Below are 17,039 nucleotides of genomic sequence, written 5' to 3' on the forward strand. Positions count from 1 at the left end.
TCTCCCCGTTCTTCACGGGGAGAGGGTTGGGGTGAGGGGCCGCTTCCGCGAGCTCGGAACGCCGTGGGACCTGTACCCCCTCACCCGAAATTCGCTGTGCGAATTTCGACCTCTCCCCGCAAGCGGGCGAGGTAAGGGTGGCCGCAGTGGTGTGGCGCGTCAGGCGCGCGGCAGGTCGACGATGTCGAGATGGATCCCGCCGCAGCCGTCGCAGCGCATGGTCCAGTATTCGGCGGCGCGGCCGGGAATGACGCGCAGCAGCGAGAGCCGGGCGGCGCATTCCGGGCAGCTGGTTCTGACCTGCGCCGGCCAGACCGGATCCGGCTCGCATTGCGGGGCGATCGCGACCACGACGTTGCCGGTCACGCCGACCGTATTGTCATGCCATACCGCTGTGGGAACCGGTCGATGGTCCGCTTCGCGTCGTCGATCGCCGCATCCGGATCGGACCACGCAAAGCCGATGTCGAGCATCGGAAAAGGCATGCCATCGATGACGACCGGCCTTTGATCGACCCGTTGAATCCTGGCGTGCCATTGCCCCTTCCCCATCTCGAACGACTTGATCTCAAAACCGCTGTAAATCATGGCGACCTCGGGATACCCCTTGTCATAGGAAGCATGGGCGCGCGGTGCCCAATGTGAACCAGATCACAAGTCGCGCGGTTTATTTCCGCGGAGCCATGGAGTTCCAGGTTTTGTTTTGACACGGTTTCTTGAGGCGAACCGCACCAACGCGCTAGGCGCGGGCGGCGATGTGATCGGCGAGCACGGCCGCGTCGTCGCCGACGCCTGACAGGAACGAGGATTTCATCTTCGACAGCCATTGCAGGCCGAGAAAATACAGGCCCGGCACGTCGGAGACGCCGTGGCGGTGTCGCGGTGCTCCATCGGCGTCCAGCACCGGTATGTCGATCCAGTTCAGATCGAGCCCATAGCCGGTGGCCCAGATCACGCTGCTGATCCGCTCAGTGCCCAGGTCGATCGTGCGTAGCGGTGCGGTAAGGCACGTCGGATCGGGCAGGCGGACGCGCGCCAGGGGATCGTCGGGATGATCGAGGCCGCGTGTCGCGACGAAGTCGTCGACGATCCCGAGGAATGTCGCGTAGTAGGCGTCGCCATTGGCGATGTTGGTGGCGAGATCGGGCGCGATCTCGATCATGCCGTCGCGCGCCGCCGTCACGCGGCCGAGCAGCGTCACGCCGTCGGCGGCGAAGCGGCGGAAATCGACGGTGTGGCCGCCATGGGCGCCCGAAATCACCGGCAGCAGGCGGGACGGGCCGCGCTGCTCGACCGGCGTCTCGTCGACGCCCATCTCGGCCAGCCACCAGAACAGGTCGCGGCCGCGATAGCGGCGCGGCAGGCGGTTGTGACGCCCGACCGAGAGGAAGACATTGCGGCCGGCGCGCACCAGCTCGTCGGTGATCTGCGCGCCCGAGGCGCCGGCACCGATCACCAGCACCGCACCATCAGGCAATTGCGCGGGATTTTTGTAATCGCCGGCGTGGACCTGAAACAGGCCGGGATGATCGCCCAGCACGTCGGGCCGCAGCGGCCGTTGATAGGGGCCGGTGGCAATCACGACGTTGCGGGCGGCGATGCTGCCGCCGGCGATCTCGGCGAGGAAGCCGCCGGCGTCGCGGCGCAGCCTTGTGACCTCGACGCCGCAGCGGATCGGCGGCGCGACGAAGGCGGCGTAGTCCTCGATGAAGGCGATGATGGAGGCGGTGTCCGAGAAGCCGTCGGGATCGCTGTGCGGAAACGCAAACTCCGGCAGCCGCACCGACCAGTTCGGAAACTGGAACATCAGGCCGTCCCAGCGTTCGCTGCGCCAGCGCTCGGCGATCCGCCGCCGCTCCAGCACCAGATGGGCGATGCCGCGCTGGTTCAGCCGGTGGCTCATGGTGAGCCCGGCCTGGCCGCCGCCGATCACCAGCGTGTCGATGATCTCGTCAGGCATTGCGCGCTCCCTTGCGGCGGGCGGCGGGTTCCGCGGCGGCGCGGATGATCCAGCGCCGGAACGCGGCGAAATCGCGCTGCTCGGCGTGGAAGCCGCGATAGACGAGATACCAGCGCATCCCCTTCGGCACGCTGAGCGCAAACGGCGCCACCAGCCGGCCGGCGGCGAGATCGTCGTCGATATAGGGCCGGATGCCCATCGTGATCCCGAGCCCGTCACTAGCTGCCTGTAGCGCCTGGCCGTAGAACTGGAATTCCGGCCCGCGCGCCGTCACCCGCGGCACGCCTGCGGCCTTCAGCCAGGACGGCCAGTCGTCCGGCGAATGCGCGACGCGGATCAGGCTCGGTCCCTTGAGGTCGGCAGGGCGCTTCAATGTGTTGGCGAGCCGCGCCGTGCACACCGGCATCAGGTCGGCGGCGAACAGCGGCTCGGCAACGAGGCCCGGCCACTGGCCGTCGCCGAGCTGGATGCCGCAGCTCCAATCGTCGGCGAACGGCACCGCCATGCCGCCGGTCGTGATCCGTACCTCGATGTCGGGCTCCGCTTTGCGGAACTCGGCGAGGTGCGGGATCATCCATTTCATCGCAAACGTCGGGCCGACGCCGACCGTCAGCACGCGCGCGCTCGCGGAGGCCGTGACCTGTGCGGTGAGGCTCGCCAGCGCGTCGAAGATCGGCGTCAGCCCGCCTTGATAGGCGCGGCCGGCCGGTGTGGTGACCAGGCGGTTCGCCTTGCGCTCGAACAGCGCGACGCCGAGCCGCTCTTCCAGGAGATGCACCATCCGGCTGATCGCGGCGGCCGAGACGTTGAGCTCGTGGCCCGCCGCCGCGAAGCTGCCGGTCCGCGCCGCGGCCTCGAATGCCTTGATGCCGTTGAGAAAGAGCAGCCGCCGCATGAACCCTCAGGAAAACTGATGCAAGGGCAAGATAACTCAGTTTGCCGGCAGAGGCCAAGCAGCGCAGAAATACCGCAGACGATTTTGAATCCCTGCTGACCCCGGCGAGGAGCAAATGACTGAGACCACGGACGCCCTGGTGCTCGATCTCGTGGAATGGGTCGCGCGCGAGCCGCGGCCCTATACCGAGGTGCTCGAGGTCTGGCGCACCTCATGCCCGCGGCTGACGATCTGGGAGGACGCCGTCGACCGCGGCTATGTTGCGCGCCGTCCCTCGGTCGAGGGCATGCGGGTGATGGTAACTGAAATCGGCGAGACGTTTTTGCGTGCGCATGGGCGGATGCATTGAGGCTGTCGCCCAATCCGCTAATGCGCTTTCACCTCCCCCGCAAGCGGGAGAGGGAGGCCAGTCCCATTGCGGCGCTAGCGCGCCGGCTCGGCGAGCCGTGGCCGAATGATCTCGACCATGCGGTCGGCCGACGTGCCCGGCGGGAAGAAGCCGAGATAATTGCCGTCGCGGTCCATCAAATAGATGTAGGCGGTGTGGTCGACGGTGTAGTCGCGGGCGTCCTTGAGCGGCACGCGGGCATAGTAGACCTTGTAGGCATCGGCGACCTTGCGGATCGCATCATCGCTGCCGGTCAGCCCGATCAGCCGCGGGTGAAACAGCGGCACGTACTCCGCGAGGTGGGCCGCGGTGTCGCGCTCGGGATCGACCGTGATGAAGATCGGTTGCACTTGATCGCCGTCAGGGCCGAGCTTGTCGAGCGCCAGCGCGATCGCTTGCAGATCGGTCGGACAGACGTCGGGGCAATAGGTGAAGCCGAAATAGACCAGCATCAGCCGGCCGCGGAAATCGCTGTCGGTGCGGACATGCCCGGTCTGGTCGGTCAGCGCGAACGGGCCGCCGACCGGCTCCCGGTTCCACATCAGGATGTCCATGATTTCGGCAGCCGAGCGCGTCGATTGCGCTGGCGCATCGCCGGCCAGTGCTGACGCCAGCGTCAGCAAGAGGCCGGCGCCGGCGCATGCGAAGCCCCGCAGGATCGGCGCGATCATATGCCGAAGGAGAGGCGGCTGCCGGTTGTCGTGACCAACACCTTGTCGCCCATCTGCGCGGTCGCCTCCTGCACGAAATTGAGCCCGGAACAGTGCATCGGGACCACCACGTCGGGGTCGAGCTTCTTGATCTCGGCGACCACCTCGGTGAGGTAGTCTTTCGGCGCCGGGCCGAGGTGGAAGCCGCCGACGATCGCGTGCACCTTCTGGATGCCCGAGACCTCCTGCGCCTGCTTCACCGAATTGACGATGCCGACATGTCCGCAGGACGAGATCACGACCAGGCCGAAATCCTTCACGTTGAAGCAGGTGGCGTGCTCGTGGATGTGCTCGTCGGGCACGATCTTGCCCTCGAGCTCGGCCGGCAGATAGTGGCTGGCATTGCAGCCGAGCCCGTCCTTCATGCTGAACTCGACCCAGGTGTTGGGCAGCACGCGCTCGATGCTGCGGCGGTTGATCTTGCCGGTCGTGAACGCGTGGCCGGCGATCACGGTCGGCGTCTCGCACAGCACGGTGGTGACGCGCTGCGCCGCGAGCTGGCGGCGATCCAGCGTGCCGAAATCGGCGAACTGGCCCTTGGTGGGCGTCGCGGCGACGCGGTGGCAGAAATTGTCCTCGCCGCCGGCATAGAGTTTCACGTCGGCTTGCAGTCTGTCGCGGAATTTGTCGAGGAAGCCGTTGAGGCCGCCGAAATGGTCGTAGTGCCCGTGGCTCACGATCAGCGCGTCGATCTTCGCCGGATCGACGCCGACCAGCGCCATGTTGTTGAGCAGCACTTCCGGCGTGTAGCCATAGTCGAGCATCAGCGTGCGCTGCGCGCCCTTGGCCTCCGACTCCAGCCACAGCGACAGGCCCCATTCATTGTGCAGCGACTTCTGGTAGTCGGCGGTGCGCGGTGGCGGCGCGATGGTGACGCCGGCCGCCTGCTTCGGCTTGAAGAACAAATCGTAGCTGGAATCGACCAGCACGCGGATCGACAGCTTGTCCACGGTCGGCACCTCGATCGGTGCCGCGCTCGCGATCTCGACGCAGGAGAACGCGCCCGCAGCCGCAGCGCCGGCGATCGCCGCCGAGCCTTTCAGGAAATCACGTCGCGCCAAATCCCGTGTCATCAAAATCCCCCATGTTCTGAAAATTCTTCAATACCAAACACGCCGAGCCTAGGAGCAATCGCGGCGCGGCTCAATCGGGCGCTTGCGTGGTTTGCAGATCACATTCGCGCGCGTTGCAATGCGCGCGCCATTGACTTGGGTGCGGTTATGCGCGCAACTTCATGCATTCGCATCTTTCTCGCGATGCGTCAGCAATCCCTGGAAATACAGGATCACGCCCATGATCGACCTCCACTACTGGTCCACGCCGAACGGCCACAAGATCACGATGTTCCTCGAAGAGACCGGATTGGAATACAAGATCTTCCCGGTGAACATCGGCAAGGGCGATCAGTTCAAGCCGGATTTCCTCCAGGTCGCGCCGAACAACCGCATTCCGGCCATCGTTGATCACGCGCCGAAGGGCGGCGGCAAGCCGCTACAGCTGTTCGAGTCCGGTGCGATCCTGCTTTATCTCGCCGAGAAGACCGGAAAATTTCTGCCTGCGGATCTGTACGGCCGCTATGACGCGATCCAGTGGACGTTCTGGCAGATGGGCGGGCTTGGGCCGATGGCCGGGCAGAACCATCACTTCCGCAACTACGCGGTCGAGAAGCTGCCTTACGCGATCGATCGCTATGTCAACGAGACCAATCGGCTCTACGGCGTGCTCAACAAGCGGCTCGCCGACCGCGAATTCATCGCCGGCGACTATTCGATCGCCGACATGGCAAGCTATCCCTGGGTCGTGCCCTACAAGAACCAGGGCCAGGAGATCGACGACTTCCCGCATCTGAAGCGCTGGCTGGAGACGATCGGCAAGCGCCCGGCGACCGAGCGCGCCTATGCCAAGGCGAAGGAGGTCAACCCGAACTTCGGCCAGCCCGCGATCCGCACCGAGGAGGAGCGCAAGCTGCTGTTCGGGCAGACCGCGGCGGTGGTGCGGTAGGGCGCAAGGGGTCTATCCTCTGTCATGGTCGGGCTTGACCCGGCCATCCACGTCTTTGGCACGGAAAGTTGTGGATGCCCGGGTCAAGCCCGGGCATGACGAGTTGATGGAGCCAACTCACGCCCCGACATACTTCGCCGGCCGCCGTTCCTTCCATGCCGCGAGCCCCTCGGCGAGATCGCGGCTCGGCACCAGCGCGGCGAACTGCTCGCTCTCGACCAGCAGGCCCTCGGCAATCGGCATGTTGAGCCCGCGCGTCACCGCGGTGATGGTGCCGGCGACGGCATCGGGCGAATGCCTGACGATGCGCCCGGCGAGCTCGCGCGCGGTTGCCAGCAATTGATCGTGCGGCACGATCCGGTTGACGAGGCCGATCTCGCGTGCGTGCTCGGGCGGGAACGGATCGCCTGCCAGCAGCAGTTCGAGGGCGCGCTTGCGTCCCGCCAGCCGCGGCAGCCGCTGCGTGCCGCCGAAGGTCGGGGGCATGCCGAGCTTGATCTCGGGTTTTGCAAACAGCGCGCGGTCGCTGGCGATGGCGAGGTGCACGGCCTCGGTGATCTCGCAGCCGCCGCCGAAGGCGAGCCCGTTGACCGCGGCGATGACAGGCTTCTTGAACGCTTCGAGCCGCGCGGTCATGGCCTGGCCGCGGCGGACGAAGTCGCGCACCGCGACCGCAGCTCCCTGCTTCACGCTCTCTGAGAACTGGTGGATGTCGGCGCCCGCCGAGAAGGCGCGCCCGCCGGCGCCGGTCAGGATCACGGCGCGCACGCCGGCGTCGCCCTCGATGCGGTCGAGCGCCGCCATCAGCTGATCGATCAGCTGATAATTGAGCGCGTTGAGCTGCGCGGGGCGGTTCAGCGTGATCAGGGCGATCCCGTCGTCGATTGCGAGCAGGATGGGGTCGGGCATGGCGCAGTCTCCGGCATGGGTGTTCGTGGGGCCGAACCTAAAGGCTGCCGGAATTTGTGTATATTCACTGGTGAGTATACATACGACGGATGCCCAGACCCTCCGAGCCCACCCGCGAGCGCATCGTCCAGGCGGCAAATTCGCTGTTCTACAGTGAAGGCATCCGCCGCGTCAGCGTCGACGAGGTCGCCGCCAAGGCCGGCCTCACCAAGCGCACGCTGTATTATCACTTCAAGAGCAAGGATGACCTCGTCGCCGCCTATCTTGCCGCGCGCGACCAGCCCAACCTTGCGCTGTTCCGCAAATGGTTCGCCGAGGCCGAGGGCGGGCTGCCGGTGAAGCTCGAGGCGATCTTCAAGAACCTCGCGCGCTCGGCGCGGCATCCGAAATGGAAAGGCTGCGGCTTCCTGCGCACCTCCGCCGAGCTTGCCAACATGCCCGGCCATCCCGCGATCCGGATCGGTGCCGCGCACAAGAAGAAGTTCGAAGACTGGCTGCGCGCGACTTTCGCGGAGCAGGGGATCGCCGATCCGCTCAAGCTGGCGCGGCAGATCCTGCTGCTGCTGGACGGATCATTCGCCGTCGTGCTGCTGCATCGCGACGCCAGCTACATGGAAACCGCCGGCGAGGCCGCGCGCACGCTGATCGAGACGGCGATGGTGAAGCCGGGGCGGAAGCGGGGCTAGGACCGCGTCCGCTTAGTTCTCAAAAAGGCGACATGGAATCCGGTCTGAATGCACGTCGGCATTGGGCCACAAGCGGTCATAGCCAAGTAACATCCTAAAGAGAGCCACTATTCAGCTGGCAGGATGATATCGCCATTTTCCGCGCTCACATCGAAGAAGCCTATTCGATGTTTTGCAGCCAGTTGGCGGACAACACCATACGCTTCCTCTGCACATGACCATGCAAATGCAGAATAGATTACGTTTCGCCCCACGCAATGATCTGTCACTTTGGGGTTGTCAAAGTCGTCGGATCTGAATGGTCCGTTCATTGCCGGAAAAATATCTATAATGTCTTGGAAATACGCCTGAAGAGACGGTGTCGACACGCTTGGATCGTTGTAGCTGTGGCCTTCCGACCATTTTGTCTGTTGCCCGTACCATGCGAGGAATTTCTGCCTTTCTTTCGGGGCGACAGAAGGCTCAAACACCATCAAGTCATAACTCATAGAACATCCCAAGTTACGGAACGGGCCAAGTGCTTTAGGCGCAGGCTACAACCATTGAGCGGCACTATACTCCGGCGCGAGATAGGATTTTGCAACGCCCGATTCGTCCGCTTCGGGTCAAAGGGGTCGGTGGCGGCCGAGCCGACTGGCATCCGCTTCATCCCCAGAAGCGAACCTTTATGAGCACACACTTTGGCCGATCGGCCTCTGTCATTGCGAGGAGCTCGCGACAAAATTGCGGAGCAATTTTGCGCTGAAGCGACGAAGCAATCCATGCCTCCACTTGTGGTGACATGGATTGCTTCGCTTCGCTCGCAATGACGGTTAGAGCGCGCCGCGCTCTTGCAGCAGCGCCAGCACCGCATTGAGATCCGGCAGCACCGCCGCGCATTTCGCGCGCGTCGCTTCGGTCGGCGGCGCCATGTCGGGCACCATCAGCGTGATGGCGCCGGCGGCGTGGGCGGCCGTGACGCCGTGGTTGGAATCTTCCACCGCGATGCAGGCCGCCGGCGTCACGTCGAGCCGCGCGGCTGCCTTCAGATAGAGCTCCGGGTCCGGCTTGCCGTGGGTGACGTCATCGAGCGTCAGCAGCGTGTCGAAGCGGTCGCGGATTCCGGCGAGCGTGAGATGGCGCTCGGCAGTGCGGCGGGATGACGAGGTAACGATCGCGGTCCGGCAGTCGGCTGCGGCAAGGCCGTCGAGCAGCGCGATCGTGCCGGGCTTGAGCGGCAGGCCGGCGTCAAACATGCGATCGCGGGTGACGATGAAGGCGCGATTGACCTCGGCGAGCGGAAACGCCGCGCCGTAGTGATCGCGCAGCATCGCTTCGCAGACCGGGCCAGGCAGCCCGACCATGGAATGGCACAGTGAGACGACGCCGTCGGTGTAGCCGCACGCATTCAGTGCCGCGACCAGGCTGTCGAAGTAGACTTTCTCGGTGTCGAGCAGCGTGCCGTCCATGTCGAGCAGGACGGCGTCGACGGTCCAGGGTGCGTTCACGTGGTGCTCGCCGCTGTCTGCTGTTCCGCCAGCTTCCGCAAGCATGCGGGGCAGAGGCAGTCGCTGCTGTCGGTCGGCATCGGCAGGCGAAAGCTTTCGTCGGAACACCAGCACGATCCCGTGAGCGAGCAGGAGAATTCGCTGCCACATGCCGTGCAGGCAAGCCGGCGCGGTGATGCTGGTTCGGAACGATCGTGTGACGTGAGGTCCATTCTAACCGCGATTTAATGCGCGAATTAATCTCGGGTTCATCCCGGACCGCGCTATGATGCCAGGCAAGAGATATAGCCGGGATAGGCCGTTAAGGGAATTCTGATGGCCCGTGATTCACAAGCCGCGCTGATTGCTCTCAACCGGTTTGGATTTGGCGCCCGCGGCGGGGCGGCCGGCGACTTCATCAACGCGGCCTCCGATCCGCGCGGTTTCGTGCTGGCGGAACTGGCGCGTCCGAACGGCGCGCTGCTCGAAGTGCCGGGCCTGCTCTCGACGCCAGAGCTCGGCAAGCAGGTGTTCGACTATCAGTTCGAGATCCAGCAGGCGCGTAATGCCGCGAAAGCCGCGCAGCAAGGCGCGAGCGAGACGCCGCCACGGGGGCCGGACGCGAAGCCGCAACCGCGGCGTAATCTGTCGCTGTCGACTGCCGCGAAGGAGATCGCAGGCAAGGATCCGGCGATGCAACCGCAGGCCGCCGACAGCGCCAATGCGGCGATGACGCCGTCCGCGACGATGCAGCCTCCGGCGATGCAGACGGTAGCCGGTCCGCCCAAGCCGCCGGCGCAGCCGCTCAACATCATCCAGAAGACGTTCCGCGCCGAGGCGCTGGCGCGGCTGCAACGCGGCGTGGTCGCCGATTGTGGTTTCGTCGAGCGGCTCGTGGTGTTCTGGTCCAACCACTTCTGCATCTCGGCCAACAAGGGCGCGCTGGCGCGGATGTGGGCCGGCTCGTTCGAACGCGAGGCGATCCGCCCGCACGTGCTCGGTCGTTTCTCAGACATGCTGAAGACCGTCGAGCAACATCCGGCGATGCTGTTCTTTCTCGACAACCAGCAATCGCTCGGGCCGGAGTCGCGCGCCGGCATCAACCGCAACCGCGGCCTCAACGAGAATCTGGCGCGCGAGATCATGGAGCTGCATACGCTCGGCGTCGGCGGCGGCTATACCCAGGACGACGTGACCGCACTCGCGCGTGTCATCACCGGCTGGACCTTTGCCGGCCGCCGCGGCCAGCTAGGTGCGCCCGGCAGCTTCGTGTTCAATGCCAATGCGCACCAGCCCGGGCCGCAGCAGGTGCTGGGCAAGATCTACGCGCAGGCCGGCCTCGCACAGGGCGAGGCCGTGCTGTCCGACATCGCGCGGCATCCCTCGACCGCGAAATTCATCGCGACCAAATTTGCCCGTCACTTCGTCGCCGACGATCCGCCGCCGGCGCTGGTGGCGAAGCTGCAGGACACCTTCACCAGGACCGACGGCGATCTCAGGGCGCTGGCGACCGCGCTCGTTCAGTCGAACGAGGCGTGGCAGGCGCCGCCGACGAAAATGCGCTCGCCTTATGAATTCCTGCTCGCCTCCGGCCGGCTGCTGGCGCGCAATCCAGAGGATCCGGGCCGCTATCTCAACGGTCTCAACGTGCTCGGCCAGCCGTTGTGGTCGCCAGCCGGACCGAACGGTTTCCCGGATACCGCAGCGGCGTGGGCCGCGCCCGAAGGCATCAAGCTCAGGCTCGATATCTCGGCGCAGCTTGGCTCCCAGCTCGCCGACCGGTTCGACCCGCGCGACCTGCTCGAGCTGATCGCTGCGGATGCCGCGTCGCCCGAGACGCGGCGCACCATCGAGCGCGCGGAATCGCGGCAACAGGCGCTGGCGCTGCTGCTGATGTCGCCGGAATTCCAGAGGAGATGACCATGGATTGCTCCGAGAGCCTGATGATGCAGGCGACGTCGCGGCGCGCGCTGCTGCTCGGCGGCGCCTCCTTCGCGGCCTGGGCCTATTTGCCGAAATTTGCGCGCGCCGCCGATGGCCGCGATCCGCGCTTTGTCGTCATCATCCTGCGCGGTGCGCTCGACGGCCTTGCCACCGTGGCGCCGGTAGGCGACCCCGATTATGCCGGCCTGCACGGCGCGATCGCGCTGAAAGCCGACGGACCGAACGCGGCCGTGATGCTCGATCCCTTCTTCGGCCTGCATCCGGCGATGCCGGAATTCGCGCGGATGTATCGCGCCAAGCAGGCCGCGGTGGTTCATGCGGTTGCGACCTCCTACCGCGACCGCTCGCACTTCGACGGTCAGGATGTGCTGGAGAGCGGCTTCCCCGGTCCCGGCCGGGTGCAGTCCGGCTGGCTCAACCGCGCGCTCGAAGCATTGCCAAAGGGCGAGCGGGTGACGAGCGCGCTCGCGGTCGGTCCGACCACGCCCTTGGTGTTGCGCGGCGCAGCGCCGACCGTCGGCTGGGCGCCGACCGCGCTGCCGCAGGCCGCCGACGACACCGCAATGCGGCTGCTCGATCTCTACCAGCATCGCGATCCGACGCTGGCGAGCGCGCTGACGCAGGGCTTGCAGCTCGAGAAGCAGGCGCAGGGCAACGAGATGAAGCCGCAGCCCGGCGGTGGCGGCGTCGCGGCGATGCGGCTGGTTGCGCGCGGCGCCGCCAAATTGATGGCGGCGGATGACGGGCCGCGGATCGGTGCGCTGGCGTTCGACGGCTGGGATACCCACGCCAACGAAGGCGGGCCTGTCGGCCGGCTTGCGCAGCTGCTCGGCGGCCTCGACGGCGCGCTGGCGGAATTCCAGAGCGGCCTCGGCGCGCGCTGGCGCGACACCGTGATCGTGGTCGCCACCGAGTTCGGGCGTACCGCGCGCATCAACGGCACCGAGGGCACTGACCACGGCACCGGCACCATCGCGCTGCTCGCGGGCGGCGCAGTCAATGGCGGCCGCATGATCACCGACTGGCCGGGCCTGAAGCCGGCCAATCTCTACCAGGCCCGCGACCTCGCCCCGACCACCGACCTGTGCGCCGTGATCAAGGGCGTACTGCACGACCAGTTCGGCCTCGGCGAGCGCGTGCTGGCCGATGCCGTGTTCCCGGACAGCGCCCCGGTGAAGCCGATGAAGGGGCTGGTTACTTAAAGCGTGTGTCCCAACCACGCTGTCGTCCCGGCCAAGCGAAGCGCGAGCCGGGACCCATAACCACTGTTGCGAGTTGCTGGAACGCGCTGGGGCCCCAGCGCAGCATCACCCCGAACATCTGTGGTTATGGGTCCCTGCTTTCGCAGGGACGACAGCGAGTGCTACTTCGTAATCCGATCGATCTCCGCCATCTCCTCCGCACTTAGCTTCCAGCCGATTGCTTTCACGTTCTGCTCGATCTGCTCGGGACGCGTCGCGCCGGCGATGACGCTTGCGACTTGCGGGCGGGCGGCGAGCCAGGAGAAGGCGAGCTCGAGCATGCTGTGGCCGCGCTCCTGTGCGAAGGCCTGCAGCTGCTCGACGATGTCCTCGTTACGTGGTGTGACGTAGCGGTCCTTCAAGGCCGGCGCCTTGGCGAAGCGGGTGTCGGCGGGCGCAGCAGTGCCGCGCTGGTACTTGCCGGTCAGAAGACCGCTCGCGAGCGGGAAGAACGGCAGCAGGCCGAGATTGTATTGCTGCGCCGCGGGCAAGAGGTCCTTCTCGATGCCGCGCACCACGAGGCTGTATTCGTCCTGGCAGGACACGAAGCGGTTCACGTTCAGCTCGCGCGCAACGTATTCTGCCTCTGCGATCCGCCACGCCGGGAAGTTCGAGTTGCCGATGTAGCGCACCTTGCCCTGGCGCACGAGATCGTCGAGCGCGCGCAGCGTCTCGTCGATCGGGGTCAGCGGATCATAATCATGCTGCTGGTAGAGATCGATGTAGTCGGTCTTCAGCCGGGTAAGGCTCGCTTCGACCGCCGACATGATGTAGCGCCGCGAGGCGCCCTGTTTGGTGCCGTCGGTCGCCATCGGCTTGGAGAATTTCGTGGCGAGCACGATGTCCTTGCGGCGATCGCCCAGCACGGTGCCGAGCACGGTCTCCGAGCCGCCCATGCCGGCATAGATGTCGGCGGTGTCGAACAGGGTGATGCCGAGATCGATCGCCTTGTGGATCACCTTGCGCGAGGTTTCCAGATCGGTGCGCTGGCCGAAATTGTTACAGCCGATGCCGACCGCGGACACGCGCAGGCCGGAGCGGCCGAGATTACGAATTTCCATGAGACGATCCTGTGGGATAGGCGAGGGATGCCGCGCATTGTGACAAGCACGCCGAGAGGCCGCAAGGTGCCGCCCTACCGCCGATCACGCATGGCAATGTCGCAAAAATGGCAGTGTCGCGGATGGCAATGTCACAAAAAAAGCGGTCCCGGTCAGACGCGGCGACTGACGGGGACCGCTCGGGGCGAAGATCTGAGACGGGGGGCCTGATCTTACGCAAGCGGAAGCCTAGCCGGGCTTTGTAACGCGCCGGTGACATCTCCATTCCATCCACAGGCCGCGCAGGCGCGCTCAGATGATCTTGCGATAGATGACGAAGCCGGGCTTGTCCGCGACCTTGTCATATAGCTGCATCGCGGTGTGGTTGGTCTCATGCGTCTGCCAGTAGACGCGCGGCGATCCCGCGAGCTTCGCCTGCGCGTAGACGCCGTTGATCAAGGCGCGGCCGACGCCCTTGCCGCGCGCGGCCTGGCTGGTGAAGAGATCCTGCAGATAGCAGGTGGGCGCGATCGCCGTGGTCGAGCGGTGAAACAGATAGTGCGTCAGCCCGAGCAGCGTGCCGCCGGCGTCGGCGACCAGCGCATGCACCGGCTCGTAGGCATCGAAGAAGCGCTGCCACGTCATCGCGGTGATCTCGGGCGCGAGCGCAGTCGGTCCGGACCGTTCATAGAAGGCGTTGTAGCCGTCCCACAGCGGAAGCCACTGGGCGTAATCGTCGCGCGTGACGAGGCGGATGGTGACGTCGTCGGACATAAGCGAACCTTGGATGATCCCGCGTTGCACGATGTCTGCGCATCGCTCGCGAAGGTTCTACCGTCGCTATCGCGTGGGATCAATTGCGGAGGTGGTCGCGCCTCACTCGGCGGCGCGCAGCAGCCGCGCCAGATGGCGTTCGCGCCCGGCGCGCTGCGCGCGATATTCGTCGGCCCTGGCGGGATCGTCGGTGTGCCGCACGAGGTCGGTCACTGGCGTATAGCTCAGCATGCGGCCGCCGTCCGGCAGCGCCGTGCAGCTGAAGCGCAGCACCTGGCCGTCGGCGAGATTGAGGTTGATCGGCGTGGAATCGCCTGATCGCATCATCGCGATGCGCTCGGCGATGAACGCGCTCAGCTCGTCTTCCGGCAATTCGTAGGCGCCGGTGTCGCGGCCATGATACATCAGCGCGACGAACGGCGGCTTGCTGTCGGCCTGCGCGTCGGAGAGCGTGAAATATTCGCGGAAAGCGCGGTTGATGAATTCGGCGCGGGTGTCGGCGTCGAGCAGCACGATGCCGATGTCGACCTGGTCGAGCGCGGCGGCGAGCCGCGCCGAGGTGGCGTGATGCTGCTGGTCCGCGGCAAAGGCGTCGATCCATTTCTGCCGCAGCATTCCGGTGATCAGAGCGGTGCCGGCCGCGGTCGCGGCCAGCATCAGCATCCGCGCGACGTCGGCGGCGTCGTAGCCGGGCAGCGCGCGATGGTCGAGGAAGAACAGCGCCGAGGCGGCCACCGCGATCGCCGCGGAGATCAGCCCGGAGCTGATGCCGCTGATCGAGCTGGCGAGCGCCACGATGCAGACGAACAGCGGCGCGGGATTGGGGACGGGGACAAGGAGACGGTCGATCAGGAAGGCGGCAAGCGCCGTGATCGCCGTCAGGGCCGGACCTGAAATGGCACGCCAATCGAACCGCATGCGCGTTCTCGCTATCTGTCAAACGAACGATAAAGCGGTAGTTTGACGATAGCTCCGTAACGGCGCCGGGATTTCCGCCCCGACCGTTAAGCGGCCCTTGCACGGGCCGAACCAGCTTTCGCTGCTTTCAAATCAAATGATATGCAGATCGGCATGGAACCCGGTTCCGGGCCTGCGGGTTACCGCGTGCTTTGCTTGCAAGAGGACATCGATGCCCGCCATTTCGCTTTCGCTGCTGCCGATCCTGATGCTGTTTGCCTCGAACGTCTTCATGACCTTCGCCTGGTACGGCCATCTCAAGTTCAAGGATCATTCGCTCCCCCTTGTCATCATGGTGAGCTGGGGCATCGCCTTCTTCGAATACTGGCTGGCGGTGCCGGCCAATCGCTGGGGCAGCGAGGTCTATAGCGCGGCGCAGCTCAAGACCATGCAGGAGGTGATCACGCTGGTCGTGTTCGCCGGCTTCTCGGTGTTGTATCTGAAGGAGCCGCTGGGCTGGAATCACGCGCTCGGCTTCGCCTTCATCGCCGCCGGCGCGTTCTTCATCTTCCACAAATGGAGCTAGCGCATTTGCGCTAGCGGTGCGGGGCCGGTTTGGCGGCAGGCGCCGTCACATGTGCCGGGTGCGCGCGGTCCTCGCCCTGCGTGCCGGTCACGATCAGGAGCGATGCTGCAAGCAGGATCGCCGCCGACAGCGTCACAGTCACAAGTCCCACGGGGGTCTTCATCATGTCGCGCCGCTGTCTCTCCCGCGCCTTGCCGCGGATCAGGTGCCAAAAGGAATTGCCGGATTACGCTGGGATCGATGTCGCCATGCTGATGTTGCTCGCCAGCAGCGTCACGGCGACGACCAGGCACAGCGTCAGCGCGCCAAGCGCGAGCGACGCGGCGATCGCGTTGGTCAGACGGGATGATGCCACTGGGGCAGGGCGGCCATGGAAGCCTGCCGTGCCGGACCACCGTTTCATGGTGTAAATCCCTCAGGCCGCGAGCGAATCACTCGCGACATCCGAGCGAATCTGCCCAGCGTCACCGGCAACATTGCGGCGGCGACGTTCCTCGAAAACGGCGAAAATGCGGCCCCGGCGGGGGTTTTGCCCGTTATTTGGGCAATTTCCACGCTATTCCCGGAATTCAGACCGGTCGTTCAAACGCCTGCCACAAGGCGGGCCTGAGGCTCGGCCCCGGCACCAGGCTGCCAATCCATCGAGACAAATCCGGGGGTCTGCTCGACCCGTTTCAGCCAGGCGCGGATCGACGGAAAGGTGGCCAGGTCGAAGTCGCAGCGGTCGGCGACGTGGGTGTAGCCGTAGAGGGCGATGTCGGCGACGGTGAACTGCTCGGCCGCGAAATAGGCGTGCCCCTTGAGGTGATTTTCCATCACCTGCAGCGCCGCATAGCCGCGCTCCATCCAGTCCTCCAGCGCGTGCGTCTGCAGGTCGCGCCCGCCCTTGACCAGCGACAGCCAGAAATAGGCGGCGCCGATATTCGGCTCCAGTGCGTGCTGCTCGAAGAACATCCATTGCAGCGCCTCGGCGCGCTCGATCCGCGACTCCGGCGCCAGCGGCGTGCCGATCGCGACGTACCAGAGGATGGCGTTGGACTCGGCGAGATGGCGGCCTTCGGCGACCTCGAGCAACGGCACCTGGCCGCTCGGATTCTTGGCCAGGAAGTCCGGGGTGCGGCTCTCGCCGCGCAGGATGTCGATCTCGATCGCCTGGTATGGCGTGTTCAGCACCGCAAGCGCCAGCCGGACCTTGTAGCTGTTGCCGGAGCGCTGCATCGAATAGAGCTTGTACATTGCGTCGGGGTTCACTCGGTGCGTCAGGTTCACTTGGTCTGAGACGGTACGCTTGAAAATTGCGCGGCCTGTCACACCGCAATGCCGCTAAACAATGATGCCGACAGGGGTGCGTCGCAAGCCCTGGAACGTGGAAAAAGTCGAAACGTCTACCGCACTGCACGCGTGCAGAACGATTCCATCAACACGGCAGAACAACTCGGATCACGGCTGCGCGACGCTGTGCACGGTGCCGGTCGACGGCATCGATGCTGCGGCCGACACGCCGTAATTCACAAACGTTAACGCGCCATCCCGATCGCGCGAC

General features: G+C 65.5%; 21 protein-coding genes. 6 read left to right on the plus strand and 15 right to left on the minus strand.

Translation table 11 applies throughout. The features are described 5' to 3' along the window. Positions 1 to 159 precede the first annotated feature (159 nt). The 4 genes from ACVIGB_RS37815 to ACVIGB_RS37830 form a co-directional block, all read right to left on the minus strand. On the minus strand, positions 160 to 366 hold the full coding sequence (locus ACVIGB_RS37815) for a hypothetical protein (protein WP_456659244.1): 207 nt from the start codon (positions 364 to 366) through the stop codon (positions 160 to 162). Beyond that, on the minus strand, positions 363 to 587 hold the full coding sequence (locus tag ACVIGB_RS37820; protein WP_092117460.1) for a hypothetical protein: 225 nt from the start codon (positions 585 to 587) through the stop codon (positions 363 to 365). Before ACVIGB_RS37820 ends, ACVIGB_RS37815 begins: the two co-directional genes overlap by 4 nt. 151 nt (positions 588 to 738) lie before the next feature. After that, a complete protein-coding gene (locus ACVIGB_RS37825; protein WP_456718868.1) occupies positions 739 to 1,959 on the minus strand; it encodes an NAD(P)-binding domain-containing protein in 1,221 nt (406 codons plus the stop codon). Beyond that, entirely contained in the window at positions 1,952 to 2,854 is a 903-nt protein-coding gene (locus tag ACVIGB_RS37830; RefSeq protein ID WP_456718867.1) for a LysR substrate-binding domain-containing protein, read from the minus strand. The genes ACVIGB_RS37825 and ACVIGB_RS37830 overlap by 8 nt, the downstream gene beginning before the upstream one ends. A gap of 115 nt (positions 2,855 to 2,969) precedes the next feature. Here ACVIGB_RS37830 and ACVIGB_RS37835 point away from each other — a divergent pair, with 115 nt between their 5' ends. Continuing rightward, the gene (locus ACVIGB_RS37835; RefSeq protein ID WP_456718866.1) at positions 2,970 to 3,203 is read left to right on the plus strand and encodes a hypothetical protein; all 234 of its coding nucleotides are present in this window, start codon (positions 2,970 to 2,972) and stop codon (positions 3,201 to 3,203) included. Between the two features lie 74 nt (positions 3,204 to 3,277). Here ACVIGB_RS37835 and ACVIGB_RS37840 read toward each other — a convergent pair whose 3' ends face one another. After that, the gene (locus tag ACVIGB_RS37840) at positions 3,278 to 3,913 is read right to left on the minus strand and encodes an SCO family protein (RefSeq protein ID WP_456718865.1); all 636 of its coding nucleotides are present in this window, start codon (positions 3,911 to 3,913) and stop codon (positions 3,278 to 3,280) included. Beyond that, positions 3,910 to 5,025 (minus strand): MBL fold metallo-hydrolase, encoded by a 1,116-nt coding sequence (locus ACVIGB_RS37845; RefSeq protein WP_456718864.1) that lies wholly within the window; start codon positions 5,023 to 5,025, stop codon positions 3,910 to 3,912. The genes ACVIGB_RS37840 and ACVIGB_RS37845 overlap by 4 nt, the downstream gene beginning before the upstream one ends. Before the next feature lie 220 nt (positions 5,026 to 5,245). Here ACVIGB_RS37845 and ACVIGB_RS37850 point away from each other — a divergent pair, with 220 nt between their 5' ends. Further along, on the plus strand, positions 5,246 to 5,953 hold the full coding sequence (locus ACVIGB_RS37850) for a glutathione binding-like protein (protein ID WP_456718863.1): 708 nt from the start codon (positions 5,246 to 5,248) through the stop codon (positions 5,951 to 5,953). A 117-nt stretch (positions 5,954 to 6,070) separates the two neighbouring features. Here ACVIGB_RS37850 and ACVIGB_RS37855 read toward each other — a convergent pair whose 3' ends face one another. After that, complete coding sequence (locus ACVIGB_RS37855; RefSeq protein ID WP_456718862.1) at positions 6,071 to 6,862, minus strand: crotonase/enoyl-CoA hydratase family protein; 792 nt, start codon at positions 6,860 to 6,862, stop codon at positions 6,071 to 6,073. Between the two features lie 89 nt (positions 6,863 to 6,951). On the opposite strand from ACVIGB_RS37855, the gene ACVIGB_RS37860 reads away from it, so the two are divergent. Further along, positions 6,952 to 7,548, plus strand: a complete 597-nt coding sequence (locus ACVIGB_RS37860; protein WP_456718861.1) for a TetR/AcrR family transcriptional regulator — start codon at positions 6,952 to 6,954, stop codon at positions 7,546 to 7,548. Between the two features lie 107 nt (positions 7,549 to 7,655). On the opposite strand, the gene ACVIGB_RS37865 is transcribed toward ACVIGB_RS37860, so the two are convergent. Further along, positions 7,656 to 8,036: a hypothetical protein gene (locus tag ACVIGB_RS37865; protein ID WP_456718860.1), complete on the minus strand. Its 381-nt coding sequence runs from the start codon at positions 8,034 to 8,036 to the stop codon at positions 7,656 to 7,658. A 324-nt stretch (positions 8,037 to 8,360) separates the two neighbouring features. Continuing rightward, positions 8,361 to 9,035 (minus strand): HAD family hydrolase, encoded by a 675-nt coding sequence (locus ACVIGB_RS37870; protein WP_456718859.1) that lies wholly within the window; start codon positions 9,033 to 9,035, stop codon positions 8,361 to 8,363. A gap of 315 nt (positions 9,036 to 9,350) precedes the next feature. Here ACVIGB_RS37870 and ACVIGB_RS37875 point away from each other — a divergent pair, with 315 nt between their 5' ends. Together ACVIGB_RS37875 and ACVIGB_RS37880 are read left to right on the plus strand one after the other, a co-directional pair. Beyond that, the gene (locus tag ACVIGB_RS37875; RefSeq protein WP_456749277.1) at positions 9,351 to 10,934 is read left to right on the plus strand and encodes a DUF1800 family protein; all 1,584 of its coding nucleotides are present in this window, start codon (positions 9,351 to 9,353) and stop codon (positions 10,932 to 10,934) included. Then, a complete protein-coding gene (locus ACVIGB_RS37880) occupies positions 10,931 to 12,160 on the plus strand; it encodes a DUF1501 domain-containing protein (RefSeq protein ID WP_456718858.1) in 1,230 nt (409 codons plus the stop codon). Before ACVIGB_RS37875 ends, ACVIGB_RS37880 begins: the two co-directional genes overlap by 4 nt. Positions 12,161 to 12,321: 161 nt before the next feature. Here ACVIGB_RS37880 and ACVIGB_RS37885 read toward each other — a convergent pair whose 3' ends face one another. The 3 genes from ACVIGB_RS37885 to ACVIGB_RS37895 form a co-directional block, all read right to left on the minus strand. Then, positions 12,322 to 13,260 (minus strand): aldo/keto reductase, encoded by a 939-nt coding sequence (locus ACVIGB_RS37885; protein ID WP_456718857.1) that lies wholly within the window; start codon positions 13,258 to 13,260, stop codon positions 12,322 to 12,324. A 291-nt stretch (positions 13,261 to 13,551) separates the two neighbouring features. Then, on the minus strand, positions 13,552 to 14,013 hold the full coding sequence (locus tag ACVIGB_RS37890; protein ID WP_456718856.1) for an N-acetyltransferase family protein: 462 nt from the start codon (positions 14,011 to 14,013) through the stop codon (positions 13,552 to 13,554). Between the two features lie 102 nt (positions 14,014 to 14,115). Beyond that, positions 14,116 to 14,931, minus strand: coding sequence for a PAS-domain containing protein (locus ACVIGB_RS37895; RefSeq protein ID WP_456718855.1), 816 nt, complete (start codon positions 14,929 to 14,931; stop codon positions 14,116 to 14,118). Between the two features lie 211 nt (positions 14,932 to 15,142). Here ACVIGB_RS37895 and ACVIGB_RS37900 point away from each other — a divergent pair, with 211 nt between their 5' ends. Beyond that, the gene (locus ACVIGB_RS37900) at positions 15,143 to 15,496 is read left to right on the plus strand and encodes a DMT family protein (protein ID WP_456718854.1); all 354 of its coding nucleotides are present in this window, start codon (positions 15,143 to 15,145) and stop codon (positions 15,494 to 15,496) included. A gap of 10 nt (positions 15,497 to 15,506) precedes the next feature. On the opposite strand, the gene ACVIGB_RS37905 is transcribed toward ACVIGB_RS37900, so the two are convergent. From ACVIGB_RS37905 to ACVIGB_RS37915, 3 genes are all read right to left on the minus strand, one after another. After that, positions 15,507 to 15,647, minus strand: coding sequence for a hypothetical protein (locus ACVIGB_RS37905; RefSeq protein ID WP_212316522.1), 141 nt, complete (start codon positions 15,645 to 15,647; stop codon positions 15,507 to 15,509). Positions 15,648 to 15,722: 75 nt separating this feature from the next. Beyond that, positions 15,723 to 15,899: a hypothetical protein gene (locus tag ACVIGB_RS37910; protein WP_173640895.1), complete on the minus strand. Its 177-nt coding sequence runs from the start codon at positions 15,897 to 15,899 to the stop codon at positions 15,723 to 15,725. A 179-nt stretch (positions 15,900 to 16,078) separates the two neighbouring features. Beyond that, positions 16,079 to 16,732, minus strand: coding sequence for a glutathione S-transferase family protein (locus ACVIGB_RS37915; protein WP_456724980.1), 654 nt, complete (start codon positions 16,730 to 16,732; stop codon positions 16,079 to 16,081). Between the last annotated feature and the right edge of the window lie 307 nt (positions 16,733 to 17,039).

It is taken from the genome of Bradyrhizobium sp. USDA 4341 (assembly GCF_054063755.1).